The sequence below is a fragment of the Undibacterium sp. Tian12W genome, from assembly GCF_049339405.1.
In the GTDB taxonomy this organism is placed as follows: Bacteria; Pseudomonadota; Gammaproteobacteria; order Burkholderiales; family Burkholderiaceae_D; genus Undibacterium.
In genome coordinates this window covers 24,458-49,582 of sequence record NZ_JBMPPK010000009.1, presented here as the reverse complement: position 1 = coordinate 49,582, position 25,125 = coordinate 24,458, and the positions used below count along the sequence as shown (strand labels likewise).

23 protein-coding genes and 1 riboswitch are annotated in these 25,125 nt (G+C 51.4%); of the genes, 11 read left to right on the top strand and 12 right to left on the bottom strand.

Annotation, left to right across the window (positions count from 1 at the left end):
* The first annotated feature begins 172 nt into the window (after positions 1 to 172).
* Together ACO0LI_RS12745 and ACO0LI_RS12740 are read left to right on the top strand one after the other, a co-directional pair.
* Entirely contained in the window at positions 173 to 1,582 is a 1,410-nt protein-coding gene (locus ACO0LI_RS12745; protein WP_423032855.1) for a TolC family protein, read from the top strand.
* Between the two features lie 25 nt (positions 1,583 to 1,607).
* A complete protein-coding gene (locus ACO0LI_RS12740) occupies positions 1,608 to 3,020 on the top strand; it encodes a multicopper oxidase family protein (RefSeq protein ID WP_423032854.1) in 1,413 nt (470 codons plus the stop codon).
* A 58-nt stretch (positions 3,021 to 3,078) separates the two neighbouring features.
* On the opposite strand, the gene ACO0LI_RS12735 is transcribed toward ACO0LI_RS12740, so the two are convergent.
* Complete coding sequence (locus ACO0LI_RS12735) at positions 3,079 to 5,709, bottom strand: putative Ig domain-containing protein (RefSeq protein WP_423032853.1); 2,631 nt, start codon at positions 5,707 to 5,709, stop codon at positions 3,079 to 3,081.
* 76 nt (positions 5,710 to 5,785) lie between these two features.
* A riboswitch (cyclic di-GMP riboswitch) is annotated at positions 5,786 to 5,872 on the bottom strand.
* 321 nt (positions 5,873 to 6,193) lie between these two features.
* Between ACO0LI_RS12735 and ACO0LI_RS12730 the strand changes: the two genes are divergently transcribed.
* The gene (locus tag ACO0LI_RS12730) at positions 6,194 to 6,862 is read left to right on the top strand and encodes a hypothetical protein (RefSeq protein ID WP_423032852.1); all 669 of its coding nucleotides are present in this window, start codon (positions 6,194 to 6,196) and stop codon (positions 6,860 to 6,862) included.
* 188 nt (positions 6,863 to 7,050) lie between these two features.
* On the top strand, positions 7,051 to 7,560 hold the full coding sequence (locus tag ACO0LI_RS12725; protein WP_423032851.1) for a hypothetical protein: 510 nt from the start codon (positions 7,051 to 7,053) through the stop codon (positions 7,558 to 7,560).
* Positions 7,561 to 7,645: 85 nt separating this feature from the next.
* Here ACO0LI_RS12725 and gluQRS read toward each other — a convergent pair whose 3' ends face one another.
* Positions 7,646 to 8,548: a tRNA glutamyl-Q(34) synthetase GluQRS gene (gene gluQRS, locus ACO0LI_RS12720; RefSeq protein WP_423032850.1), complete on the bottom strand. Its 903-nt coding sequence runs from the start codon at positions 8,546 to 8,548 to the stop codon at positions 7,646 to 7,648.
* Between the two features lie 9 nt (positions 8,549 to 8,557).
* The gene (locus tag ACO0LI_RS12715) at positions 8,558 to 9,475 is read right to left on the bottom strand and encodes a LysR family transcriptional regulator (protein ID WP_422953049.1); all 918 of its coding nucleotides are present in this window, start codon (positions 9,473 to 9,475) and stop codon (positions 8,558 to 8,560) included.
* A 119-nt stretch (positions 9,476 to 9,594) separates the two neighbouring features.
* Between ACO0LI_RS12715 and ACO0LI_RS12710 the strand changes: the two genes are divergently transcribed.
* Together ACO0LI_RS12710 and ACO0LI_RS12705 are read left to right on the top strand one after the other, a co-directional pair.
* Positions 9,595 to 10,296: a pirin family protein gene (locus ACO0LI_RS12710; protein WP_422953048.1), complete on the top strand. Its 702-nt coding sequence runs from the start codon at positions 9,595 to 9,597 to the stop codon at positions 10,294 to 10,296.
* Positions 10,297 to 10,385: 89 nt separating this feature from the next.
* A complete protein-coding gene (locus ACO0LI_RS12705; RefSeq protein ID WP_423032849.1) occupies positions 10,386 to 10,955 on the top strand; it encodes an NAD(P)H-dependent oxidoreductase in 570 nt (189 codons plus the stop codon).
* Here ACO0LI_RS12705 and ACO0LI_RS12700 read toward each other — a convergent pair.
* From ACO0LI_RS12700 to ACO0LI_RS12665, 8 genes are all read right to left on the bottom strand, one after another.
* Positions 10,948 to 11,280 carry a hypothetical protein gene (locus ACO0LI_RS12700; RefSeq protein WP_423032848.1) on the bottom strand — a complete coding sequence of 111 codons (333 nt, stop codon included), beginning with the start codon at positions 11,278 to 11,280 and terminating at the stop codon, positions 10,948 to 10,950. The genes ACO0LI_RS12705 and ACO0LI_RS12700 overlap by 8 nt on opposite strands.
* Positions 11,281 to 11,568: 288 nt before the next feature.
* On the bottom strand, positions 11,569 to 12,513 hold the full coding sequence (locus ACO0LI_RS12695; RefSeq protein WP_423032847.1) for an alpha/beta hydrolase fold domain-containing protein: 945 nt from the start codon (positions 12,511 to 12,513) through the stop codon (positions 11,569 to 11,571).
* A gap of 187 nt (positions 12,514 to 12,700) precedes the next feature.
* Positions 12,701 to 13,105 carry a VOC family protein gene (locus ACO0LI_RS12690; RefSeq protein ID WP_423032846.1) on the bottom strand — a complete coding sequence of 135 codons (405 nt, stop codon included), beginning with the start codon at positions 13,103 to 13,105 and terminating at the stop codon, positions 12,701 to 12,703.
* Positions 13,106 to 13,162: 57 nt separating this feature from the next.
* Positions 13,163 to 13,567, bottom strand: coding sequence for a VOC family protein (locus ACO0LI_RS12685; protein ID WP_423032845.1), 405 nt, complete (start codon positions 13,565 to 13,567; stop codon positions 13,163 to 13,165).
* A 19-nt stretch (positions 13,568 to 13,586) separates the two neighbouring features.
* Positions 13,587 to 13,937, bottom strand: a complete 351-nt coding sequence (locus tag ACO0LI_RS12680; RefSeq protein WP_423032844.1) for a YciI family protein — start codon at positions 13,935 to 13,937, stop codon at positions 13,587 to 13,589.
* Positions 13,938 to 13,973: 36 nt separating this feature from the next.
* A complete protein-coding gene (locus ACO0LI_RS12675; protein ID WP_423032843.1) occupies positions 13,974 to 14,396 on the bottom strand; it encodes a VOC family protein in 423 nt (140 codons plus the stop codon).
* 149 nt (positions 14,397 to 14,545) lie between these two features.
* Positions 14,546 to 15,610, bottom strand: a complete 1,065-nt coding sequence (locus ACO0LI_RS12670) for an alpha/beta fold hydrolase (protein ID WP_423032842.1) — start codon at positions 15,608 to 15,610, stop codon at positions 14,546 to 14,548.
* Between the two features lie 67 nt (positions 15,611 to 15,677).
* Positions 15,678 to 16,946: an RNA polymerase sigma factor gene (locus ACO0LI_RS12665; RefSeq protein ID WP_423032841.1), complete on the bottom strand. Its 1,269-nt coding sequence runs from the start codon at positions 16,944 to 16,946 to the stop codon at positions 15,678 to 15,680.
* 522 nt (positions 16,947 to 17,468) lie between these two features.
* On the opposite strand from ACO0LI_RS12665, the gene ACO0LI_RS12660 reads away from it, so the two are divergent.
* From ACO0LI_RS12660 to ACO0LI_RS12640, 5 genes are all read left to right on the top strand, one after another.
* The gene (locus tag ACO0LI_RS12660) at positions 17,469 to 18,374 is read left to right on the top strand and encodes a diiron oxygenase (protein ID WP_422953039.1); all 906 of its coding nucleotides are present in this window, start codon (positions 17,469 to 17,471) and stop codon (positions 18,372 to 18,374) included.
* Entirely contained in the window at positions 18,352 to 18,597 is a 246-nt protein-coding gene (locus ACO0LI_RS12655) for an acyl carrier protein (protein WP_162059657.1), read from the top strand. Before ACO0LI_RS12660 ends, ACO0LI_RS12655 begins: the two co-directional genes overlap by 23 nt.
* Positions 18,598 to 18,657: 60 nt before the next feature.
* Positions 18,658 to 20,718: an alpha/beta fold hydrolase gene (locus tag ACO0LI_RS12650; RefSeq protein WP_423032840.1), complete on the top strand. Its 2,061-nt coding sequence runs from the start codon at positions 18,658 to 18,660 to the stop codon at positions 20,716 to 20,718.
* A gap of 115 nt (positions 20,719 to 20,833) precedes the next feature.
* A complete protein-coding gene (locus tag ACO0LI_RS12645) occupies positions 20,834 to 22,471 on the top strand; it encodes an amino acid adenylation domain-containing protein (RefSeq protein ID WP_423032839.1) in 1,638 nt (545 codons plus the stop codon).
* A gap of 86 nt (positions 22,472 to 22,557) precedes the next feature.
* The gene (locus ACO0LI_RS12640) at positions 22,558 to 23,013 is read left to right on the top strand and encodes an HIT family protein (RefSeq protein ID WP_423032838.1); all 456 of its coding nucleotides are present in this window, start codon (positions 22,558 to 22,560) and stop codon (positions 23,011 to 23,013) included.
* Between the two features lie 284 nt (positions 23,014 to 23,297).
* Here the strand turns inward: ACO0LI_RS12640 and ACO0LI_RS12635 are convergent, their stop codons facing one another.
* On the bottom strand, positions 23,298 to 25,016 hold the full coding sequence (locus tag ACO0LI_RS12635) for a long-chain-fatty-acid--CoA ligase (RefSeq protein WP_423032837.1): 1,719 nt from the start codon (positions 25,014 to 25,016) through the stop codon (positions 23,298 to 23,300).
* Positions 25,017 to 25,125 lie beyond the last annotated feature (109 nt).

Genomic DNA, 25,125 nt, shown 5'->3' with positions numbered 1-25,125 from the left:
GCCTTATCAGCCCAACACTGGGCGTTTGAATAAGGTTAACGTTTGTTGAGGCCGAGTGTTGGGCTGGTAAACCGTAGCCCAATCTACAAGCTCAGCCCAACATGCGTGGGTAGCCCAAGTTACGAATACTTCCCCCATTTGACGGAAACACATTTTTTACCGCGAGGACTTCATGTCGCACATACATTACCGATATCTGTTACCGGCATTGCTGGTGATGACTGGCTGCGCCAGTTTTGATATCGATCAGAGCACGCAAAAACTTAATCAGCAATATCCGGCTTACACCCAGGGCAAACTGGCGCTGGCGAGCAAGCCTGAGCAACAAAAAAACATGCAGGAGCAGGCAGCAAGCTTGTTGGCACAACCTTTGTCGCAAGACGCTGCTGTACAACTGGCCTTGCTCAATAGTCCAGCCTTGCAAGCCATGCTGGCGCAGCATCAGGCTGCAGGCGCAAGCGCAGCGCAAAGCGCCCGCATCACCAATCCGCTTTTTACGTTTGAACGCAACCGCCAGTCAGGTGAATTGGAACTGGGCCGTCTGCTGAGTTTTGGCCTGCTGGACTTGCTGAGCCTGCCGCAAAGGCAGACCATGGCACAGCATAGCCTGGCACAGGTACAGACGCAGTTGAGCGTGGATGTCATCGACAGCGTCAGCCAGGTGCGTGTTGCCTGGGTCAAGGCAGTCGCTGCACAACAGAGCCTGGAATATGCCAGACAAGTCGGTGACGCGGCCGATGCCAGTGCCATACTGGCAGAGCGCATGTACAAGGCGGGCAATTTCAATAGCTTGCAGGCAGCGCGCCAACTGGCTTTCAAGGCTGACGCGGTGGCACAGCTCAGTTTTGCCCGGCATGCCAGTCTGGCCACCCGTGAAGAGCTGGTGCGCTTACTGGGTCTGAATGATGAACAGGAAAAAACACTGAAGTTACCTGAGCGTCTGCCGGATTTGCCAGCAGCGCCGTTGGCCGCAGAAAGCCTCGGTTCCCAAGCGACAAAAAACCGTCTCGACATACAACTGGCAAAACAGGAACTCGATGCCGCCGCAGCACGCCAGGGTTCGAGCCTGGTCAGCAGCTTCACCGATATGGAACTGGGTATCAGGCGCGACACCAATTTTGATGCAGCGGGACATGGTGAGATCAAACGTGGTGTTGAGGTCAGCCTGAGCTTGCCCCTATTTGACTGGGGTGATGCGCAGAGAACGGCCATGAATGCGAATACCCTGGCCGCCAGTTATCGCCTGCAGGCGACGGTGAACAATGCTGGTTCACACCTGCGCAGCAGCTATTCCGCCTATCGCAACATGTACGATATCGCCCGTCAATACCGCGACGAGATACTGCCTTTGCGCAAACGCATCTCGGCAGAAAACCAGTTGCGCTACAACGGCATGTTCATCAGCGTATTTGAATTGCTGGCCGACAGTCGCGAACAAATGAACAGCGTGCTGGCTGCCATCAATGCAGAGCAACAATTCTGGCTGGCAGATGCGGCCTTGCAGGCTGAGTTGCTGGGGCGCCCGTCAGCAAGTAATCTGAATTCCGTTAAATCGACTGCCACGGCAGAAGCAGCGCATTGATCTCAGGATCTGCGAAGGAAATAACATGAGTACAAGAAGAGATTTTTTTAAATTGGCGAGCATTGCTGGTGGTGCACTCGCAGCAAGCACCGTCAGCAAGGTGGTATTGGCAGCCTTGCCAGAGGCAGTCACACAAATTAGCCCGGATACCATGCCACCATTGCAGCCCAAGAACGGCCGCCCATACAATCCGGTAGTGACCCTGAATGGCTGGACGTTACCATGGCGCATGAATAATGGTGTCAAGGAATTCCATCTCGTGGCAGAGCCAGTCGTGCGCGAAATGGCACCCGGCATGAAAGCGCATCTATGGGGTTATAACGGCCAAAGTCCGGGGCCGACGATAGAGGTAGTGGAGGGCGATAAAATACGCATCTTTGTCACCAATCGTTTGCCCGAACATACGAGCATACACTGGCACGGCCAGCGCCTGCCAAATGGCATGGATGGTGTATCCGGACTGACCCAGCCGTCGATACAGCCAGGCAAGACCTTTGTCTATGAATTTGTCGCACGTCGCCCGGGTACCTTCATGTACCACCCGCATGCCGATGAAATGACGCAGATGGCGATGGGCATGATGGGTTCATGGATTACCCATCCCAAAAACAAGCATCCACAGATTGATGAAGTCGATAGGGATTTTATTTTCCTGCTCAGTGCTTATGACATAGAGCCAGGTGCATTCAAACCTAATATCATGACCATGACAGATTTTAATTTGTGGACATGGAATAGTCGCGTCTTCCCCGGCATTGATACCCTGAATGTGCGCAAGAATGACAGGGTCAGGATACGCGTAGGCAATCTGACGATGACCAACCACCCCATTCATATTCATGGTCATGAATTCACCGTGACAGGCACAGACGGCGGCCCGGTACCAAGAACTGCACGCTGGCCCGAGGTAACGACGGATATTGCCGTTGGTCAGATGCGCCAGGTGGAGTTTGTCGCCGACGAAGAGGGTGACTGGTCCTTCCACTGCCACAAGAGCCATCACACCATGAATGCCATGGGCCATAATGTACCGTCGATGATAGGTGTTGATCACAAGGACGTGGCAGACAAAATCAACAAGCTCATTCCCGCCTACATGACCATGGGGGACAAGGGCATGGCCGACATGGGCAATATGGAAATGCCCTTGCCTGACAATACTCTGCCCATGATGACGGGCGAGGGGCCGTTTGGTGGACTGGAAATGGGCGGCATGTTCAGCGTAGTCAAAGTGCGCAAAGACCAGAAGCCGGGGGATTATAAAGACCCTGGCTGGTTCAGGCACCCCAAGGGGACGGTAGCCTATGAATATGGCGGCCCCGTGGCAGAAGCGCCGCGCCAGCCTGCGGATGCGGCGATCGGGCATTCAGGACATGGCAGCGCGACACCTGAGTTGGAACTCAAGGTAAGGAAGCCGCAGGGCCATGGTGGGCATTAACGCTGGTCAGTAGTAAAAAACGGAGCAAATTGCTCCGTTTTTTATATAGGCATTAATTTCAGTTGATCGTGATAGGGACGTTGGCAGTTGCTTTTCTGCCCAGGCTGTCTGTCACGGTCACTACCATGGTATAGCTGCCCTTGACGGGGCTGGTCCAGTTCAGCGCAATATTCAATCCGCTCATCGCAAATCCCAGGCCCAGAGGTGCACCGGTGATGGAGATGGACAGAGATGTCGCACCCGGTGCGCTGATGCTGATGTTGCCCGTCAAGGCTTTGCCTGCGCTTCCTGTTATCGCAGGGGCCGTGATGCTCAAACCCGATGCCGCTACGCTGATTGTGATGACAGCTTGGCCACTCAGGCCTGTCTTGCTGTCCTTGGCGACCACGGTGACCGCATAATTACCTGCAACAGGGCTGACCCAGGTGATGACACCTGTGCTGCTGATAGCCATCCCTGCAGGTGCACCAGTCAGCGTATAGCTCAGGGCATTGCTGGCCTTGACCGCTACCGTGTAAGTCAGCGCAGTGCCTACAGTGCCACTGACACTTGCTGCTGTGACTACCGGTGCAGCCTGCTGCGCAATGACTACGGTATATACCGCTTTGCCTGTCAATCCGTTCTTGCTGTCGGTGGCGCTGACGGTGACAGAATACGTGCCTGTGACTGGCGCTGCCCAGCTTACGGTTCCAGTAGCGCTGATGCTCATGCCAGCAGGTGCGCCGCTGAGGCCGTAGGTCATCGCATTTGCCGATGTGGCTGTGACGTTAAAACTCAAGGCAGTTGCTGCGGTACCGTTGATCGTCGCGGCGGTCACAACTGGCGATGTGGGTGCTGTGATCACAACGGTGTAAGTGCCTTTGCCACTCAAGCCTGTTTTGCTATCGGTGGCAGTAGCGGTGACGGTATAGGTGCCTGCGACCGGTGCAGCCCAGGTCACTGCACCGGCGCTGCTGACACTCATGCCTGCAGGGTTGCCACTCAGGGTATAAGCAAGGGCGTTATCGCCTATTGCTGACACCGTAAAGCTCAGTGCCGTACCAACCTGACCATTGATGCTTGCTGAGGTGACTGCCGGTGGGTTTGCAATGACCGTGCCACTGAGCGCGCTCAACAGGCCGTTGACATTCGGGCTGCCCAGACCAGTCAGTTGATCGTAACCGGTTTTTGCCGTGCAGACTGTGCAACTGCCATTGCTGCCCTTGGCAACGTCAGCAAATACACTGGCATAACTGCCTGGTACGCTGGAGATTTTGTTATACAACACTGCGTGGGGTGCGCCTAATACTGTTTTGCCAGCTTGTACCAGAGTCGCATTGGCGACCGCGATGATGCCTGCCCACTGCGGTGTCGCCAGGCTGGTGCCGCCAGCGCTGACCCAGTTGACTGTGCTGCTACCTGGCGTCATGACTGCAACATACTGGCCAGTGTTTGGATCAGAATTCATGGATACATCAGCCACTGTCCTGCGGGCAGGTGCACCCATGCCTGGTACGGTCGTATTTTGATAGGCAGGTGTGGCCGTATAAGCACTGACACCACCACCGGTATTTGCCCAGGCCACTTCTGTCCTGCTACTACCGGAATATGTCAGGCTGGTGCCGCCAACCGCTACCACATTCGGTGACACTGCTGGCCATTCAACAGCGGGACCATTGTCGCCGGATGCGGCAAGATAAGTCATTTTTGCTGTAGTGAATGTGCTTTCTACACCTGCAGTCCAGCTGCCTTCGGATGAGCCAAAACTCATGGACACCACGCCCGGCCCCATGGCATTGGCCAGCCGGATACCACCGACCATATTACTCATCGAAGAATCAGTTGCTTCAATGAGGATGATGCGTGCCAGCGGTGCGGTCGCATGTGCCCATTGCACATCAAGTGCGATCTCGGTTGCCCAGCCAGAATCATAAGCTGGTGTGCTGCTGCTCATACTACCTGCACTGGTGCTGAACACGACAGAGAATTCACATCCTGCCGCGCTTGATGCAGCAGCTAAAGGCAAAGTCGCGTTGGCAGCTATACTTTTTACGGTACATGCAGGCAGCCCAAATTTCTGATTGAAGGCATTCAGCTCCGCCACGATATTGGGATCATGTTTGGCGTTGACGATATAGATAGTCTGGCCTGCACCGAGTTGTGCAGCTTGTGCTGTAGTCAAACTGCTCAGGCTGGCTGGCAGTGTTGGCATGCCATAGGCGGTGCGTATTTGTGCTGGTGTAAAAGTAGATACCACACCAGTGCCAGCAGACGGCAGCACATCCCCCTGGCCCGCCGCGATAGGAGCCGGTGTGAATTGTGGACGGGGCAGAGAGCGTATCGCCGACACCGTCAGACCACGGCCACGCACACCTTGCCATTCGCGTGGTATGGCTTGCATGGCTGCAGGCATGCGGGCTGATCTGCTACCATCAATCGCATCAGTATCGGCAGGTGCATCCAGCAATACCGGGGCCAGATGAAATGTTGGTTGAGTATTTAGCGCCGCCACATCTGGCGGCAGAACTGGTACTGACATTTCCAGTGTAGTCGTGCCTGTAGCAACTTCTGCGGGTGGCAACGCAATGACAGCATTGCTGACCTGGGGGCTGTCACCACCGCAAGCTGTAAGTATGCTTGCGCTTATTAAAATACTCAGGTAGCTGAGTGAGCTAAATGAGTTGGAAACTGTTCTTTTTGAATTAATCACGTGTGCACTCCGATATCAGCAGAGGGCGGTGATTCGGTAGTCATGCGCGGCAGTTAACAACTGCAACGACAACATCACCGGTAACCCCGCTGCCATGGCGCATATGCGCTGTAGGCCGGTGGCTTTGCGTCCCCATCTTTCAACGGGTTTGCCCTCAAGTTTTTTGGAAACTAATTTAAGACATCTATTTGAAACATCTATTTGTAACGTTTATATGAAACGTCTAAATGACGAATTCAGGATATGAATATTTGCGCCCAAATGAAAGCGAAAAAATGTCAAGGATTGTTGAAATCATGCAGCTAAAACAAACTTCGATTTCGCTTTGATAATGGAAACTGCAAATAGTTGTTTGGCTGGCTTTTGAATAAAACAAAAGTGTTAATTTGTAAAATCATTTCCACTATTAAATCCGTCATGGCAGCATCGCGGGTCAGGATTCGTATCCAGTTTTTTTATTTGAATTGAACACAACAAATTACACATGAAACATTCTTCAACAATTTCCCGCACTATTTTTTTGCTCGGTCTGGCACTCACTTGCGCAAGCTCGCAGGCTGCAAAAATCAGTCTGGACGATTGCGACTTGATTACCGCAAAACCTTTGCGTGCAGATTTCAAGGACTGGTTGGCAAAGAACCGCAAACTCGCTGCTGAGGGCAATGTAGAGGCGCAAACCTATGTTGCGGCTGAGGCAAATAATCGTCTGGCCTGTCTGGAAGAAAAAATTACTGAAAAGTCGGGTTGGTCAATGACCATGAGCAGTGCAGATGGCACTAGTGAAACAACATTCAATCCGGGGATACCGAACATCAAGAAAAATGCAGATGCCTATGCCGCATTGAAAGATGCTGTCAAATACACCCATCAGGCCGGAGCGAATGATCCTGCTTATCGCAGTATGTCGGCTCAACTGGTACTGCGCTATCAAACGGTATTGCCTGAAGCGCTGGAAACTGCCTACGAAGATGTGGCTGGTGCCCATCAACTGGAATGTGTGCTCAAGCGTAAATTTGGCAAGCGTGATGCGCAATATGCCTGTATGTCAAACAGATCCACCTTGGCGCAATTGACAACAAAAGTTCCAGCTGAACGCCGTACTGTTCTTGATCAAAAAGCACAACAATGGGCTGCAGATTTTCCTGTCAAGTAAGTTGCAAATAGATATTTTTGATGCGTTTTTATTTGCTATTACATGAGGGAATGTTGGTTAGCGTACAGAGGCTTTGCCAGTGCTCAGCCAGAATATTTACGACTGAAGTCAACAGATGTGCCGTTCAAGCGTTATAGGTGTAAGCACAGGATATGCTCCTGTGAGCAGTATCAAATAAGGAGTTAGAAATGAAAACCATGACATGCAGAAAGATAATGCTCGCAGGTGCAGCCTGTGCCGCACTATTCATGACAGGGCAGAGTCAGGCGCAGGATGTGGGTGTGTCTATGCAATTCGGGCAACCAGGTTTCTATGGCCGGGTAGATATTGGTAACTTTCCTCAGCCTCAGGTAATTTATACTGAGCCACGCATAGTGCAAAGGGTGAATGTGGTCCAGCAACCAATGTATCTGGTGGTGCCGCCAGGCCATAGAAATAAATGGGAAAAACATTGCTATCGCTATAATGCCTGCGATCGCCCCGTGTATTTTGTGCAGGAAAACTGGTACAACACCCAGGTAGTGCCACGTTACCGCGACGGTTATTATCGTGACCATGATTACAGACATGATGCTTACAGACGCGACGATTACAGACGCGATGATTATAGGCGTGACGACTATCGTCGCGACGACCGGCGCTATGATGAGCATGAACGCCACGGACATGGACGCGGCAGGGAACATCCAGAGCATTAATTGCGTATTAATTGCTTATGAGTTGCTTGCCAGCTACTCGTCAATGAGCGGCAGTATCAACAAGGGCTGCATTGCAGCCCTTGTTTTATGGCGATGTCACATGGGCTATTTTTTCTTTCCAGGCATGAATCGCCAGAGGCCAGAAAGCTGGTATATCAGTGACTGGTGAGGGTAAATCCAGCCCGAGGAATTGGGCTGCCGGTATCAGTGCTTCATGCAGTACATCATTATCCCCACGGTCAAAAGCCAGCGCCCCAGTTTGCTTGGACAGTTTCTCACCATCTGCATTAGTCACTACTGGCACATGCAGGTAATGCGGTGTGGGCAAGCCCAGCAATTCTTGCAGATAGATTTGCCTTGCAGTGGAATCTATCAGATCAGCACCACGCACCACATGCGTGACGCCTTGCGCGGCATCATCGACTACCACCGCTAGTTGATAAGCCCAGAAACCATCGGCACGTTTCAAGACAAAATCCCCCACCTCGGTCGCCAGGTTTTGCTGCTGCATGCCAGCCATGCGGTCTTCAAAGCGATAGAGTTGATCTGGCACGCGCAAGCGCCAGGCACGCGCTGTCTTGCCATCTGCCAGACCATGACGGCAAGTGCCTGGGTAAATCTGGCTGGCCGTATCACCCAGGCGCAGGCGCGAATCAGCGATTTCCTTGCGTGAGCAGGCGCAGGGGTAGAGCTCGTTGCCCAGCTTTTGCAAGGCAGCTTCATACAGATGCTGGCGCTTGCTTTGCCAGGTGATGTCGCCATCCCAAAGCATGCCGCAGCGCTGTAGCGAGTTAATAATGTGCTGGTCTGCACCTTTGACGTTGCGGTCAAAGTCCAGGTCCTCCATACGCAATAGCCATAGCCCGTCATGGGCTTTGGCATCAAGATAGCTGGCCATGGCAGCGACCAGCGAACCCATGTGCAAGGGGCCAGTCGGCGAAGGGGCGAAACGTCCTATGTATTTTTGCATCATCTGTTTTGTTGGCATGGATATTCTTCAATTACCTATCAACATGCGTTGCACGACAGGGTCTTGCAACTTTTGTAAAAACCACAGCAAGGCCTTGCCCTTGTTGGCATTGCGCCAGACCAGGCGGTTATCTTCTGGCGGGCGGTGGGCGCTGGTTTTCTTTTCTATCAGCGCACCACTGCGCAAATGGGGCAATGCAAGGCGGCGCGGCAAATGGCCGCAACCCAGGCCTGCCAGTTGTGCTGCCAGCTTGGCATGCATGGTGGGCACGGTCATGGTGTCCTGGCCGCTCAACAAGCCAGCCGTCATCGATGGCAGGGTCAGGCCAGTATCACCGATGGCGATCGCCCTGTGCGCCTGCAAAATCGCCGGTGTCAGCGGTTCTGCAGCCTGTGCCAGCGGGTGTTGCGGTGCTACTGCAAACACCCATTCCACACTGCCCAGCAAGCGGGTCTGGAATTCACCCTGCATGCGTATGGCGTCCGGCCCGTAATAGGCAGCACCTATGGCGAGGTCAGCACGGCCAGACACCATGGTTTCCCAGACGCCGGACAATATCTCCTGGCTGATACGAATGCGCGTGCCACAAGCCTGTTGTTCAAATTCCTTGATCAAGGGAATGATATCGTCGAATTGTATGATGCCATCAATGACAATGCGTAGCTCAGCCTCCCAGCCGCTGGCGGCACGTTTCACGCGATTTTCCAGCTCCTGAGCGGCATTCAGCAAATGCCTGCCTTGCAGCAATAATTCCTCTCCCGCGATGGTCAGCTTGGCCCTGTGGCCACGCCTGTCATAGAGCAGTACATCCAGGTCTTCTTCCAGCTTGCGTATGCTGTAGGTGATGGCTGAGGGCACTTTATCCAGGGCCGCCGCAGCTGCCGCAAAGCTGCCCTTGCGGTCTATGGCGTCGAGGATTTGCAGGGCTTCAAGGGTCAGGTTCATGCTTGTTCAAATAATTTGAATGAGTTGTATGAAATTCTACCCTTATGTCAAAGAATTTGCATGTATATAGTGTGTACATCGCCTGAACACATTCTTCAGGAAATTTGAAAGGGACTTATATGATTACGCTCAGACCATCACAAGATCGCGGCCACGCCGAGCACGGCTGGCTGAAATCACATCACAGTTTTTCATTTGCAGAATATTATGATCCAGAGCACATGGGTTTTGGACCATTGCGTGTGATTAATGACGACTGGATCGCTCCTGCCATGGGTTTTGGTACGCATCCTCACCAGAACATGGAAATTATTACTTATGTCCTCGAAGGTGCGATTGCGCACAAAGACAGCATGGGCAATGGCAGTACGATACGTCCAGGCAATGTGCAGTATATGAGTGCAGGTACTGGTGTGCGCCATTCGGAATTCAACCCGGCCAATAACGAGCACACACGTTTGCTGCAAATCTGGATACAGCCAGACCAGTTGGGTGGCGAACCTCTTTACGGCGAAAAAGAATTCAGCCGTGAAGAAAAACAGGGCCGCTTGCGTCTGGTAGTTTCTGGTGATGGTGCCGATGGTTCCATCAAAATTCGCCAGAACGCACGTCTGCAAATTGGCTTGTTCGATGCAGAACAAAAGCAGGAAGTAGCACTGGCAAAGGATCGCCTGACCTATGTCCACATAGCACGTGGCGAATTGCAGGTAAATGGCATGTCCCTTAAAGAGGGCGATGCCGTGATGATGTCAGCCGAAGAAAAACTCGTGCTGGAGCAGGGCAAACAGGCAGAAGTACTGGTATTTGATCTGCCGCATTAAGTAGTAAATACTGACAAATCACTGACACAAAAACGCGTCAGTGATTTGTCTTTTTACGTAAAAACTCAATATCCACACTGGAGTAAAACATGTCTAAAGTCGCGATTATTTATCACTCAGGTTATGGCCACACCACCAAGGCCGCAGAAGCAGTACACGCAGGCGCAGCCGCTGCAGGTGCTGATGCCGAACTCATCAAGATTGACGCCGAAGGCAATATCACCGACGCCCAATGGGAAACCCTGGCCGGCGCTGATGCCATCGTCTTTGGTTCCCCAACCTACATGGGCACAGTATCCTGGCAATTCAAGAAATTCGCCGATGCTTCTTCCAAACCATGGTATAGCCAAGTCTGGAAAGACAAGATCGCCGCAGGTTTCACCAATTCTGCTTCCATGAATGGCGACAAATTATCGACGCTGCATTACCTGTTCACCCTGTCCCAGCAACACTCCATGATCTGGGTAGGTACAGGCCTGATGCCATCCAACAGCAAGGCTGCACAACGCAATGACATCAACTACATCGCCAGCTTCAGCGGCCTGATGACACAATCCCCATCCGACTCTTCACCAGAAGAAGGCCCGCTGCCAGGTGATCTGGAAACGGCGAAATTGTTTGGTAAGCGTATTGCGGAAGTTGCTACGAAGTTTAAGTGAGATGAGTTGTTGAAGTAAGAGGACCCGCCGGATTGATTGGCGGGTTTTTTCTATGTGAAACTAAGGCTGCGAGTAGTCCCTGGCTCAAAAAATATAAAAACAGGTCGTGGTGACGTTGCTTTTGACGTTGGGGCTGTTTTTGATTTTTTGCTGTTCCCATGTGTAGCCGCCGTTTGTGCTGTACAGAAAATGGATTAAGAAGAGCCGCTGTCTGAGCGAAGCGAGTTTCGGATCTTCCCATTTTTTGTACTGCACAAACGGGAACCCCTTTAGGGGCGGCTACGCCTGGGTCGCCTTCTTTGGCATACCTTTCTTGGCGACGCAAGAAAGGTATGTAGCTGTCGGGCTACCCCCGACTGGCAATCGTAAATGACGTGTGCAGGTGCTTAAAGTCAGGAAATTTAAACACAACGATTCTGAAATTAATGAAGCATAACCGGATGCCCAGAACGCCGCTGGAGCGCCAGCCCGATGGATTCCTGCCAAAAGCACGCAGGAATGACGACTTTGAGGGGGCGGTCGTTCAATCTATATCATGTTGCTCAAGCAAAACGAATTACTGACTAACCATGACATACAAGCCTGAAATCATGAGCCGGCGCGCTTAAGGCCACTACAGCTTCTCCTTCAAAAATTCTAATAATCGCGGTGCCAGATATCCAGAATCCGTCCCCGGAATTCTGATAGGCTCAGACGCCCAATAATGCCCCGCATTCTTCAAAACGACTGAACGCACAGAAAACCCTGCCTGCTTCAAGGCATGCATGAAGGCAATCGACTGCCCAGCAGGATCAACAAACTTATCCTTCGCTCCCCAGCTCAACAAGAATTGGGTCTGGTTATTATCTCGCGTCACATAAGATAACGGTGAAGCCTCAACATAGATTTTACGGTTATCGATGAGACTGCTGCCAAGGAAGCCCTGGGCAATATTATTGTCCGGGTAGTAGCGATTCGAATGTTCCCATTTAGCCGTCAGATCGTAACTGCCATAAATACCTATGCAAACCTTGATCCTGGTCGTGGGCTGCATGCCATCTGAAAACGGCGGCTGATCACCAGCCAGTGCGACGATAGTGGCAAGCTGTGCTCCTGCTGAGTCGCCCATCAAGCCCATGCGTTCAGGATCAAGCTGGTAAGTTGCCGCCTGCTGGCGCAAGAATTGCACAGCAGCGCGTACATCGTGTATCGCTGCAGGGTAGAGATTGGTTTTATCTTTGACCAGACGGTAATTAATGGCAAATAACGCATAGCCATTTTTTGCCAGATACGGTCCCCAGTGTTTATACAGACTGGCATCGGCAAAGCGCCAATCGCCGCCATGTACTGCAATCAGCACCGGATATTTTCCATCACCCTTGGGACGGTATAGATCACCCGTCAATACTTCATCACCGATACGCTGGTAGATGATGCCCTGTTGCATGTCATAAGCCGTATCTGGCATGGCAGCGTGTGCAGAAGCTGCTGCCAGCAGGCCGAGGTTGATACAGTTTATTAAGCGGTATAAAAAGGATGTGAATCTACATAACTTGCCTTGCTGGCTAAAAAATTTCATTTCTCATTTCCTGCGACATGAAGAATTTTACATAGCATCAGTATGCCGGGTCAGCAGGAATAGGTAAGGGGCTGTGTGACCAAGCTTGAGTCTGCCGTGACGAATCGCATGAAAGCGATAGTCATGTCCATAAAAAAACCGCCTGAAGAACAGGCGGTTTGGCGAGGCAGATTCAGCTTGCGCAAATTTATTTGCATTCACCTTCAGCTACCATATAGACCAGTTCCCAGCCATGACCATCCACATCATGGAAACCATGTCCGTACATGAAACCATGATCTATAGGCTCTTTAGGCACCGTGGCACCCGCAGCCCTGGCTTTGGCGACGAGGCTATCGACATGTTCGCGACTTTCGCAGGACAGACAGTTCAAAACTTCAGTACGCTCATGCGCATCGCTGATCGGCTTGTTGGTGAAGCCCGCAAAGAATTCTTCCACCAGCAACATGACGAACAGGTTCTCGCCCAGCACCATGCAGGCACCCTGGTCATTGGTGAATTTGGCCTCAAAGCTATAACCGAGGCTGCTCCAGAATTCCTTGGAGCGGGGCAGGTCTTTGACAGACAGATTTACAAAGATTTGCTTATGCATTTTGTCTTCCTTTAATTTTTGGTGCTGACGTGAACAGGCTCATTGAGTCGTACTGTTTTATTTAGCTTCAGTTTCAGATACCCACGCACAGCAATTCCAGCCGTGGCCATCAAGATCGTAGAAACCCTGCGCATACATGAAACCATGATCTTCTGCTTCGTCAGGGATGGTCGCACCGGCTGCCCTGGCTTTGGCAATGAGAGTATCGACATGCTCGCGGTTGTCGCAAGAGAGTGCATGCAACACTTCTACGCGCTCATGCGCATCGCAGACGGGTTTGTGGGCAAAGCTGGCAAACAGTTCTTCTACCAGCAGCATGACCAAGATGCTTTCACCGAAGATGACGCAGGCGGATTTTTCGCCGCTGAATTTTGAGTCAAAGCTGTAGCCCAGGTTGCTCCAGAATTCCTTGGCGCGGGCCAGGTCTTTGACAGGCAAATTGACAAAAATTTGCTTGTGCATTTCGTTCTCCTTTAATTTTTTATGTAGCTGCTGCAGTTGGCAAGTCCAGGGTGCGTACCGGACGCACTTCTATGCTGCCATGCTGGGCTGGCGGGATTTTGGATGCGAGGTGTATGGCTTCATTCAAATCCCTGGCATCAATCAGATAAAAGCCAGCCAGCATTTCCTTGGTCTCTGCGAATGGGCCGTCTGTCACCGATAATTGCCCATTCCTGACCCTGACCGTGGTGGCGGTATGGACTGGGTGCAGGGGTTCTGCCGCCAGCATGTGGCCACTGTCGATGAGGCCCTGGGCATACATACCGCATTTTTCATCTGGGCAAGCATTCCAGTGTTCATTGTCGAGATATACCAGACACAGGTATTTCATGGGGCCTCCATCAAGGTCGCAATAGGATTGATCTGATTACAGTGGCAGTGGTTCGCCATTGACTATCCAGGGAGTACCGTATTTGTCGACCAGCATGCCCCATGACTTGGCCCAGAATGCAGGCTGCACCGGCATGGTGACCTGGCCGCCTTCTGCCAGCGCATTGAAAATCTTACCGGCTTCTTCCGTGGTATCGTAATTCAGTGTGAAAGAGACACCCTTGATACCGTCATATGGCATTTGCTGCGGGCAATCACCTGCAAACAGCAAACCACCATCTGGCAATTCCAGGCGTGCGTGCAGGATACGGTGAGCTGATTCAGCAGGTATCATGGCTGCCATGGGGGAGTCTGCACCACTCATCATGACGGTGATTTTGCCGCCCAGGACTTGTTCATAATAGTACATGGCTTCCTTGCAGTTGCCATTGAAGGACAGGTAAGCGATAGGATGTGGCATGGTCATTTCCTTTTATCAATTATCAATTGGTTGGATTATCGTGTGAAAGCGTCTCCACATCTGATAGTCGAATGGCCTGACAGTAAATCGACACTACTAAAAAAAAATATTTAATTTTTTTTAGATATCTGAAAAATTGCCAATGAGCATTAATTGCTCAAGGCCCGTACCCGCTCACTGAGCAGTTTTAATTGTGCCTCAATAAATGGCAAATTTGGATCATGCCCGGCACGTGGAACCACGATATATTCTTTTTGCGGTGCGGTAATGTTGTCCACATACTGTTTGGTGATCTCAGGCATGGTCAGTAAATCTTCTGCGCCCTGGACAAAAAACACCGGGATGGCGAATTTGCTTGCCGTAGCAGGAAAATCCACCGTGCTGAACATGCCATCACCCTTGTAGCCGACAAATTTCAGAAAAGAGTAATCTTCGCCAGCTTCGTAATCTGCCAGCGCTGTGGGGGTGGCATAGGCCGGATCAGATGCCCACCATGTTTTGGGAGCAGGGTCTGTGCGCAGTGCTTCATATTTGCGGATAGCCTTGCGTAAAATGCCGAAGTTACGCGGATTGGTCCACGGTGGCGGGCCCAGTGCGCTTACTTTTGTGACGGTCTCCTGATCACCGGCAGCCTGCGCCAGATGTAACACCTGCTTATAACTACTAGCCTGGTTTGCCCTGTAGCTGACAACCTGAGAAGTACCAACATAGGCATAAAATAATTCAGGTTTCGACAGACTCATCTGCACACCGAGTATCGAACCCCATGAACTGCCCGTCAGTATGATTTTCTTCTTGCCCAGGTGCTGGGTCAGATAAGCCGCCAGGGCGACACCATCATCAGCCATTTGTGCAATTGTCAAAGGCGTATCTTCGTCGGGCTTGTTCTTGCCAAAAGTCTTGCCCGCACCGCGCTGGTCCCATTGCACGACGGTGTAATCTTTTTCCCATGCGCCGTAAATCGCCGTGCCATATGGGCTCATGGTATTGCCAGGTCCGCCATGCACGATCAGGATGACGGGGTTGCTGCAATGCCTGCCCTTGATGGTGACCCATTGGGGTATGCCGCCTAGCTCGACAAAACCTTCCTCATTAATGGCCTGTGTTGCAGACTTGCATGCGAGGCCTAGTGAAATTGGTGTTGCTTCGGCCTTGCATAGTGCAGGTAGCAGGCTCATTAACAAAGCGGGAAGGACGTGATGCAGTTTTGCCATATATCTCCTGAGGTGGGGGCGGTCGTTTTTATTTTTTAGTAAAACTGATGGGTATCAGATGAAAACTCTAATTTATGAGTGCCTGCAAGCGGCGTTCAATAAAGCGTTTTTCAGGTTCCTGTTTGCAGAGCTTCAGTGCCTGTTGGTAGGACAGCTTTGCCTGTACCAAGTCACCATCGCGGCGGCACAGGTCAGCTCTGGCTGCATGTGCCAGATGGTAGTTTTGCATTTCCTGTTTTTCCAGCAAGGCGATGACCAGTTGCAAGCCTGTCTTTAATCCCTTCTCACACATGGAAATCGCGATGGCGCGGTTCAGTTCTATGACGGGGCTGGCTTCTTCCCGCAGCAGCGCATCATACAGGCCAACAATCTGTGGCCAGTCAGTCTCAGCATAAGTAACAGCTTCTGCATGGACCGCAGATATTGCCGCCTGCAGTGTATAGGCAGCAAAGCGGCCAGAGCGTAAAGCCTGCTCTACCAGGACGCAACCTTCGCATATCAAATGTGGATTCCATAATTGCCGGTCTTGCTGTTCCAGTGCGATCAATTCACCCTGGCTATCAGTACGGGCAGGTCGGCGCGATTCATGCAAAAGCATTAGCGCCAGCAAACCGCTGACTTCCGGCTCGGGCAATAATTCCTGTAACAGTCGTGTCAGCCGTATGGCTTCTGCCGCCAGATCGAGACGCAAAGCTGAGTCACCGGCAGAACTGGAATAGCCTTCATTAAAGACCAGATAAATGACCCTGAGCACGCTATGCAGGCGCGCTGGCAATTCTTCTTTTTCTGGTACCTGATAAGGGATTCTGGCATCACGTATTTTTGCTTTTGCACGCACGATGCGCTGCGCCAAAGTAGGGGCGGGGGTCAAAAAGGCATGGGCGATTTCTTCCGTCGTCAGGCCGCAGACTTCACGCAAGGTCAGCGCAACCTGAGCATCGGCTGCCAGTGCCGGGTGACAGCAGGTGAAGATCAGGCGCAGCCTGTCGTCTTCCATGATTGTCGCTTCAAGCGTAGCTTCACCAGGCTGGGATGTTTCGTCTACCAGCGCCTCTACGGTTTCTGTGTGCTGGTCCAGCGGGTCGAAGCGTTTTTGCCTGCGTATGCTGTCGATGGCCTTGTAGCGTCCTGCCGATACCAGCCAGGTGTGGGGATATTCAGGTACGCCTTTGTCCGGCCATTGCTCCAACGCTGCCTTGAAGGCCTCGTGCAGGGCTTCTTCGGCCAGATCAAAGTCACCCAGCAGATGTACCAGGGTCGCAAAGACCCGACGCGACTCTTGCTGGTATATGCCTTCCACCAATTGCCGGGTGTTATCGCTAACGGAAGTCGTCATGCGCTTAATTGCGGTTTGAAGCTTTGATGATTACCTGAATACTGGCCCGGCTTACATAAAAAGCCTGAAGAATCGATAAATTCTGCATTTTCCGTACCAGAAATAGAGTTGGCTGATTCTAGCGCACTCTTGGAGAGCAATGCTTTAAAAACATGAATTCCAGGCAAATTTCCATCACGTCAATGTTTTCATGATTTTAAAAAAAGATCGATTGTGCTTTTTTTACCACTAATTGATAAGTGGTCTGGTCGTGCCTGAGATCAATTCCAGAATACAAAAATACCCTCTGGCAAGCCCCGTTGGTACGCGTCTGCCCCGTCTCAAACAAGGTGTTTTCCCGCTATTTTTGTATGTCTGCAAAGTTTCTGTAAATCAAATTTTGTGCCAGAAACTTAGATGAAAAATTCTATCAAATTCCATGGACGCTGATGTTGGACTTTTATTAATGTAGTTAAAGCGACATCTAAAAATAGCTAGACTAAATTTTAACGTATTGATCTGCATCAATGGAGACAAAGAAAGATGAGCATGAACCAAAGTGCCGAAAGTATATACACCGACCGGCTCGCCAGACTGGTGCAATTGTCACGTGACAGGCACGTCTTCAGCTTCACCCGCTTTGACTGGGTGGATGATATCAGTGAGAAGGACTGGTGGGTAAGCCCTGAACTGCTGACCATCCATGGCACAGCTTACTACGAGCAGGCCAGCGAGGCACAACGCAAACTGCTCAGTAAATGGGAATGCATCAACCTCTTCAGCCTGAATGTGACAGGTGAGCAGGAGCTGATAGCAGGTGTGGCAGAGCTCTTGCACACTCCCATGCTGAAAGAAGCCAATGATTACCTGCATCACTTCATTGACGAAGAAAACCAGCACATGTGGTATTTCGCCAAATTCTGCGAAAACTACGGGGGCAAGATTTATGGCAACAAGAAAATACAACTGACTGAACTGAAGCTTGACCCCAGGCTGACTATCCTCGTCCGCTTTGCACAGATTTTTATTTTTGAAGAAGTCGGCCATTACTACAACCTGAAGATTGCACTTGATGAGCGCGTGCATCCCTTCATCCGCGAGATCAATGAGGCGCACCGCAACGATGAGTCGCGCCACATCACCTTTGGCCGTGCCTTGCTGGCCAGGCTGGCAGATGGCATCAGCAATGACTATGCGCCAGAAGTGCTGGACAAAGTTTCGCGACACTTGCGCAAATATGTGCAGGTGACCATCGAGTCCCTCTACAACCCGGCGATGTACCGCGATGCTGGTTTTGCCAGCGGCATGACAATCCGCAGTGCACTGCTGGCTGACCCGGCGCGGCAGGATTTTCACGCACGTGAATTGCTGAAAAAAGTATTGGCCCTGCTGGGCTACACCAATTTATTAAAACAGGAGACCAGTCTTGAACCAGCTTATCAGTCTTGACAAGATCAATGAAGTTAAACAGTGGTTGCTGTCAAAGAAAAAATATCTGTCCGATATTCCCTTCGACCTTGATCTCATAGAAAACGATGTCGTCGATTCCCTGAGTTTTGTGGAATACGTACTCCTCATAGAAGAAATCAGCGGCAGGGAAGTTGTCGTCGATGACACCGTGCTCGACAAGGTCAGAACCCTGGACAGGGTGCAACAGCATTATATGGAATAGGGCATTCCATTCCACCACCCATACAGAAAAAATACAGAAAACTTAGACTAGGAAAAAACCATGGAACACCAATTGACTGACTATCGCTATGGCGATTTGCTGGAACTGACCAACCGTCACCGCAATACGACAAAGAATATTATCCTCACCGGTGCTACCGGTTTCCTCGGCAGTAATTTCCTGTTCTGGCGTTTGCGCCAGAGTGGCAAGATTTATGTGCTGGTCAGGGGAGAATCGCAGGAACATGCCAGGCAGCGTGTTTATGATGCGCTGGCTGTCTGCGCCTCTGCCTACAACCAACCCATCCCCAAAGCCGACATCGACAGCAAGCTGGAATACATACTCGGCGATATGACCGAGACCATGTGTGCGATCAGCAAGAATGACCTGGAAAAACTCACAGCGGCGGGTATCAGCGAATTCTGGCATTGTGCGGCCAGCCTGAAGTTTGAAGACCGCCACAAGGAAGAAATTTACCATCACAATATCAACGGCACTCAGAATGTGATGGATCTGGCGCGGCGTGTGCATTGCCAGCACTACCTGCATATCTCTACTGCCTATACTTCTGGTCGTGTGGCTGGTGAAATACCGGAGAGCCTGCATCCCGTTGATATTGCCTACAACAATTTTTACGAGAGCAGTAAAAATGAAGGCGAGCATGAAGTCGCCAGATACTGCGATGCCAACGGCCTGGATTATCGTATCCTGCGTCCTGCCATCATCATGGGGCCGCTGGCATCACGCCGCAGCGGTGGCACGCGCTTTGGTATCTATGGCCTGACGCAGGAAATGTACCGCCTGCGCGAAACACTGAGCAAATTGCAGACACCTTTGCGCCTCATCGGTGACCTCGCTGCTGCGGGCAATCTGGTGCCGGTCGATCAATGCGTGTTCGACATGATCTATCTGAGCAATATCGGCTTTGGTGATCAGAAGGTGTATCACCTGACCAATTCCAGCGACCTCAATGTCAAGACCATGCTGGAAAAAATTGATACTGCACTCGGCATGAAAAGCATCAATTTCGTACCTGAGCGCGACACCCCAGCGACGGCGATAGAAGAATTATTCGATAAACGTACCGTGTTTTATGGCGGCTACTACCGCACCATCAAGAACTTTGCCCGCAGCCTGCCCAAACATGTGGGCTTGAGCTGGGCTGATTACGGTACTTACCTGACTGCCTTTATCAAGGAACTCGATGAGCAACAAAGTGGCACTACTTTCAACCGCACTCAGGTGACGGCAGAAGATGGTACTGAATTATGTGTGTTGACACTGGGTGATAAGAGCAAGCCTGCGCTGGTGCTGGCAAATGCCTATGGCATGCCATCTGACTTCATGTTCCCGCTGGCCCAGCGCTTGTCTGACCAGTTTCACGTCATCACCTGGGAAAGCCGCTGGGTACCAGCGATCACCCATGAATTTGATCTGGAAAAGTGTCATTCCTTGACCCATGCCAAAGACATGGTGGCGATACTCGACCACTTTGGCATCGCCAAGGCAGCAATCGCTGGCTGGAGCAGCGGTGCCCAGGTCAGCCTGCGCAGCATGGCGGCTTTCCCTGAGCGTATTTCATCGGCAGTATTGCTGAATGGCGGCGTCTCTTTACCTGCTTCGAATGAAATCAAGATCACCGATTTTGAAAAGAATATACGTACACTCTTCCCCAAGATTGCTGCCAATTATCGTTTCGCCCAAAAGTACTGCGATCTCATCTATGGTGCCCATGCAACCTCAGATGATGGTGAAGACCGCAAGATGATTTCTACCATACTGACCAGTACCGACCCCTTCTTGCTGTACATGACCAGCGTACCTTTCCGCACGCCGGAATCATTGTTCCGCTACGCCAATATGATGAACGGCCTGTTCAATGAAAGAGACGACGCCTGGACTGCCGATATCCCGCATCCTGTGCTCGTACATGTCGGTGGTAAGGATCTTGTCACGCATGCCGATGTGGGCCGTTTCCTGGTCGCAGGCTTGAAGCAGGGGGTATTGTCCTTTGATGAAAACGGTGATCATTTCTCGCATTTCTATGATGAAGACCTGGCGACCATGATCAGGCAATTTGTCGCGCAGCATCAGGAGCAAGTGATACCCAGCCTGAATTGATGTTGATGGCAATGTCCGCGTCATGAAAGTCTGCGGACATTGCCCGGCTGTTTTTGTCGTAGCGAAATGACGGCCATGGTCATGACCATCACCATGGCCGGGAGGAGACATTTTCATGAAAAAAGAACAAAAATTATTGATTGCCAGTTTTTTCAATACGGCTAAAGCCCAGCCTAACAGCAATGCATTGTGGGTTGATGAACAGGTGTATACCTATGCAGAATTGCTGTTGCGTGTAGCCAGGATTACCCGCACGCTGGCGCGCGAAAACAAGGATTGCAGCCGTCAGCGCTGTGCCTTGCTGGTCGATCGCAGCATTACTGCGTATGCTTCTGTGCTTGGCACTTTGATGGCAGGCATGGCCTATGTGCCACTGAATGCCAAGTTCCCCGTGCAGCGCAATTTGCGCATGGTGGAGCTGTCTGCATCGACCTCGATTGTGGTGGATGAACGCTCTATGGATGCAGCCAAAGAATTGCTGCAAGCTTATCCCGAGCCTTTGACCGTGCTGATGCCCGAGACTGAGACTTTGCCTACCTGGACTGCCAGCGCCAGCCAGCACACTTATATTTTGAAACGCCAGATGGCCGAGGCCGATACCGCCAGCCTGAGCTTGCCTGTCAAGGCCAACCCCGTTGCCTATATCCTGTTCACTTCTGGCAGCACGGGTTTGCCCAAGGGCGTGGCAGTAACGAATGAAAATGCTGCTACCTATGTCGCCAGTATCATCGCACGCTATCAACCGGGTCAGGGCGACCGCTTTACCCAGTTTTTCGACTTTACCTTTGACTTGTCGGTACATGATATTTTCGTCTGCCTGAGTGCGGGGGCATGCCTGTATAGCGTACCTGCGCGTGTCATGATGATGCCGCTTAAATTTGTGCAACAACATGAATTAACGCACTGGTTCTCGGTGCCATCTCTTGCCGCCTGCCTGAAACGCTACAACGCCTTGCGCCCTGGCGTTTTGCCCAGCCTGAAGTACAGTCTGTTTTGTGGTGAAGCTTTGCCCACCAGCCTGGCACAAGACTGGCAACCTGCCGCACCCAATTCCATCATCGAGAATTTATACGGGCCGACAGAAGCGACGATCGCTTTTACGGTGCATCCATACCAGTCTGCTGATCAGCGCATTGCTGCACTGCCTGTCGTACCCATAGGCCAGCCTTTGTCAGGGCAGGAGACCATAGTCCTGGATGAACACTTTAATCCTGTTGCTGACGGTGAAATTGGTGAGCTGTATCTGGGCGGTTCACAACTGGCACAGGGTTATTGGGAAAATGCCGAACTGACACGCCAGCGTTTTCTCAGCATGCATTTTGAGGGCAGGCAGGCGCAGCGCTGGTACCGTACCGGCGATCTGGCCTGCGCCGATGCGAAGGTCGGCTTGCTGTACTGTGGCCGCATCGATAACCAGGTCAAGATACGCGGCTACCGGGTTGAAGTGCAAGAGGTTGAGGCAGTGATACGCCGCCTGGGCGGTTCTGACCTGGTTGCGGTAGTGCCCTGGCCTGTGGCTGCTGATGGCAGCGTGCAGGGCTTGCTTGCCTATGGATGCGGCTTTACCGTATCATCAAGAGATATACTCAAAGCTTGTACCCTGCATTTGCCTGCCTACATGGTGCCGCAGGATGTGATTGAATTGCGCAAGATGCCTTTTAATTCGAATGGCAAGATCGATTATCCAGCCTTACAAAAACTGGCAAAAGAAAGTGATGGTCAGCAAGTGGAAAAGCTTATTCCTGGCGTATGATGCCTGGAAGGTGCAGCAGGAGATGAACCCGTCCTGTGTGGCGGGTTTTTTATGTATACGATGTAATCGGCAAGACAGGAGGCAATGTGGCCAGAAAGCATGAATGCGTATTTTGCGAAATCCTCAACGGGCGCAGCGCCGCATCGGTCGTTTATCGTGATGAACAGTGTATCGCCATACTCGATGCATTCCCCCTGACGCGCGGGCATTTGCTGGTGATACCGCAACAACACCAGCAGCATATAGAAGACTTGCCGGAAGAAACGGTGGCTTACCTGTTTGCCATGGCAAGCCGTTTTTCCTCTGCATTGCGCCTCGGTGGTGAAAGCAATGCCACTGCAGTGTTGCTCAATAATGGCAAGGCAGCCAATCAGCATGTGGCCCATGTGCATCTGCATGTGATACCACGCCGTGATGGCGATACTGCATTGATGGTATGGCGCTACCTGACACGTTTTATAAATCCTTGGTCTTATATAGGCCGCAGCAAACGTTTGACACGGCAGGCGGCACGGTGGCAAGCTTTGCTCAAATCAGAATAATAGGACTTACGCAAAACCGCCCCAGCTGCGTTGCAGCTCCTCTCCTAGGAGCCGCGTACTAAAGTACTGTCTTCGTCGCTGACGGTGTAATCGGGGTTTCAAGCAACACGTTGCTTGCCGACGAAACGAACATCCCTTGCCAGGGATGTTTCCCACAGCGATAGCCTTGCTGGGACAATTTTGCGTAAGTCCTATACAAGTTATTTACGTATAAAAAACAAGGCCTGACGATGCAGGCCCTGTTTTGTTAGCTTGGCTTGGTTAAGCTAGGCTTAATTTAGCCATCAAGCCGCTTTCTTTTCATCTGGCTTGATATCAATCTTTTCCACTTTCTTTTCGTCTCTTAATTCACGGCGCAAGATTTTGCCAACATTTGACTTTGGTAACTCGGTACGGAATTCTATGTACTTGGGTTTTTTGTAGGATGTCAGTTGTTCCTTGCAATAAGTCATCAACATTTCATCAGTCAATTGCGCATCTTTTTTGACGACATATAGTTTTACGGCCTCGCCAGAATTGGCATCTGGCACACCTATGCAGGCGCATTCCAGCACGCCGGGGTGAGCCGCCACTACGCCTTCAATTTCATTCGGGTAAACATTAAAGCCTGACACCAGTATCATGTCTTTCTTGCGATCGACTACGCGGATATAGCCATTGTCTTGCATGATGCCGACATCACCTGATTTGAAAAAACCATCGGCGGTCATGACACTGGCTGTATCTTCAGGGCGGTTCCAGTAACCCACCATGACTTGCGGCCCGCGTATCGCAATTTCACCTGCCTCACCCAATGGTACTCGCTTGCCGCTATCGTCAAGTATCGCTATTTCTGTTGATGGCAATGGCAAGCCTATGGTGCCGCTAAAGTTTTCTGCATTGGATGGGTTGCAGGTCGCGACAGGTGAGGTTTCGGACAAGCCATAGCCTTCAACGATAGCGCAGCCAGTGATTTTTTTCCAGCGCTCGGCAACTGCTTGCTGTACTGCCGTGCCACCACCATTGCAGGCCTTGAGTTCAGAGAAATCAAGTTTTGCAAAATCAGGATTATTCAGCAAGCCGTTGTAAAGCGTATTCACGGCCGGCAGCATGCTGATTTTATGTTTGGAAAGCGTCTTCACCAGCCCTGGTATATCACGCGGATTGGGGATCAGGATATTCAAACCACCCAGGCGCGTGCCCATCAGGCAGCAACTGGTCAGAGCAAATATATGGTACAGGGGCAGGGCACAGACGATGGTCATGGCCTCTACTTTTGGAGCCTTGTTCAGCGCCGGTTGTGCCCACGCATCATTTTGCAAGACATTGGCAGTGACGTTACGGTGTGACAGCGTTGCTCCCTTGGAGACGCCTGTAGTACCACCGGTGTATTGCAGGAAAGCGATGTCATCATGCGTGATCGTGACCGCTTTTAATGGCTGGCGAGAACCATCTGCCAGCGCCTGCTTGAAACTGACAGCAGTCGGCAAGGAGAATTCTGGCACCATTTTTTTGATATGGCGCACGGCAAAATTGACGACCATGCCTTTGACACCACCCATCAGGTCGCCCATGCTGGTCACAACTACATGCTTGATCCGCGTTTTGCTGAGTACCTGCTGCAGGGTAGTCGCAAAGTTCTCAAGGATAACAATGGCCTCTGCACCCGAGTCATTCAATTGATGCTCAAGCTCACGTGGTGTATATAAGGGGTTGACGTTGACGGCGGTATAGCCCGCACGCAAGACTGCGGCGATGACGACAGGGTATTGAAGGACGTTAGGCATCATGATGGCAACGCGTGCACCTTTTTCCAGGCCCCTGCTTTGCAGCCACGCACCAAATTTTTTAGACAAGTCATCCACTTCAGCATAGCTCAGGTACTTGTCCATACAGACATAAGCCTTGCGGTCAGCATATTTCTGGAAAGACTCTTCCAGCAAGTGCACGAGGGATGTGTATTGTGTGTAGTCGATTTCTGCGGGCACACCTTGGGGATAGGATTGCAGCCAAAACTTTTCCATGCTTTACCTTTTTTTGTCTCATTGTTATAAAAATCGGGTGACGCATGGCGGCAGTGGATACCGCCTGCGTACTGATATTGGCAAACTTATTATTGTTTTTGTCCATGCT